The 2,147-nt window shown below is 73.1% G+C and carries 1 protein-coding gene; it reads left to right on the top strand.

Annotation, left to right across the window (positions count from 1 at the left end):
• Positions 1 to 15: 15 nt before the first annotated feature.
• Positions 16 to 2,147: condensation domain-containing protein (locus tag AB0F81_RS51080; protein ID WP_360211700.1), on the top strand; the 2,132-nt coding region annotated here is incomplete at its 3' end.

Here is a 2,147-nt window from a genome sequence, read left to right as displayed (position 1 = left end):
CTGGTCGCGTACGTCGTGACTGACAGTCCGACGGCTGACGGGGAGTTGCGGGAGTACCTGGCCGAGCGCCTGCCCGCCTACATGGTCCCGGCCGCCGTGGTCGTGCTGGACCGGCTACCGCTGAACAGCAGCGGCAAACTGGACCGCACCGCCCTGCCCGCCCCCGACCAGGTGCCCGGTGCGGACGCCGGCCGGCCCCCGGCCGACGAGCGCGAGGCGGCCCTGTGCGAGGTGTTCGCCCAGGTCCTCGGCCGCGACCGGGTCGGCGTGGACAGCGACTTCTTCCGGCTCGGCGGGCACTCCCTGCTCGCCGTCGAGCTGCTCGCGCAGATCCGGGCCCGCCTCGGCGTCGACCTGAAGATCCGGACCCTGTTCGACGCGCCGACCCCGGCCGGTCTGGCCCGCGCGGCGGTGGCCGAACCCGTCGTGATCCCGGCCAACCTCATCCCGGACGGCGCGGGCCGGCTCACCGCCGACATGCTGCCGCTGGTGGAGCTCTCCGACGCCGAGGTCGCGCGGGTGGTGGACAGCGTCGACGGTGGCCCGGCCAACGTGGCGGACGTGTACCCGCTGGCACCGGTGCAGGAGGGGATGCTGTTCCACCACCTGATGGCCGACGGGGGCGACGACCCGTACGTGACGTCGTGGGCACTGGAGTTCGCCTCCCGTGACGTGCTCGACCGGCTCGTCGAGGCGCTGCAGCAGCTGGTGAACCGGCACGACGTCTACCGCACGGCGATGATGTGGGACGGGCTGCCGGAACCCCTGCAGGTCGTGTGGCGGGAGGCCACCCTGCCCGTGGTGACCTACGCGTTGGCCGACGGGCACACCGATCCGGTGGCGCGGCTGATCGAACTGGTCGGGCCCACCATGGACCTGCGCCGGCCGCCCCTGATGGACGTGCACATCACCGACCTGGGCGACGGCCGCTGGCTGGGACTGCTGCGGATGCACCACATCGTGCAGGACCAGCAGGGCACCGAGTTGCTGATGCGGGAACTGCGCGAGATCCTCGCCGGGCGGGCCGGCGCTCTCGCCCCCGCCGAGCCCTTCCGGGACTTCGTGGTCCAGGCACGCAGCGTCCCGCGCCAGGAGCACGAGCGGTTCTTCGGCGAGCTGCTCGGCGACGTGACCGAGCCGACCGCGCCGTACGGGCTGATGGACGTGCACGGCGCCGGCGGGGCCCCGGCCACCCGTGTGGTGCCGGTGCCGCAGGAGGTCGTCGAGAAGCTGCGGGAGGTGTCGCGGCGGCAGGGAGTGAGCGCGGCGACGGTGCTGCACGTGGCATGGGCCCGGGTGGTGTCCGTGCTGTCCGGCCGCGACGACGTGGTGTTCGGCACCGTGCTGTCCGGCCGGATGACCGCCGGCGCGGGCGCGGACCGGGTCGTCGGCCCGTTCATCAACACGCTGCCGGTGCGCATGCGGACCGGCCGGTCCGGCGTGCGGGCCGCGGTCGAGCAGATGCGGACCCAACTGTCCGCGCTGGTCGACCACGAGCACGCGTCACTGTCGGTGGCGCAGCAGGCCAGCGGCGTCGCGGAGAACACGCCGCTGTTCACCTCGCTGTTCAACTACCGCTTCATCGAACACCAGGACCAGGGCCGCGACGGCGAGGACATCTGGGACCGCGCGGTCCCGGGCGTGCGTACCGTCCACGCCCACGACCGCACCAGTTACCCGCTGGCGGTGGCCGCCGACGACTTCGGCGGCGGCGGGCTGAGCCTGCGGGTCCAGGCCGTCCAGCCGGTCGATCCGTACGCGGTGGGCCGGCTGCTCGGCACCGCCCTCGAAGCCGTCGTGCACGCCCTGGACGAGCAGCCGGAGACGCCGCTCAACCAGGTCGACGTCCTCGACTCCCAGCAGCTCAACCGGATGCTGACCGAGTGGAACGACACCGCGGTGCCGAACGCGCCCACCACGGCCCACGGCCTGTTCGAGGAGTGGGTGCAGCGGACGCCGGACGCGGTGGCGGTGATCGGCGACGGTGTGCAGTTGTCGTACGCCGAGCTGGACGCCCGAGCCAACCGGGTGGCCGGATATCTGCGCAGCCTGGGTGTGGGCCCGGAGTCGGTGGTGGCGCTGCTGCTGGATCGCGGCGTGGACTTCGTGGCCGCGGTGCTGGGTGTGTGGAAGGCGGGTGCGGCGTA

Origin of the sequence: Actinoplanes sp. NPDC024001 (genome assembly GCF_040638955.1) — a bacterium.
Lineage (GTDB): Bacteria > Actinomycetota > Actinomycetes > Mycobacteriales > Micromonosporaceae > Actinoplanes.
This window is presented reverse-complemented; position numbering and strand designations above follow the sequence as displayed.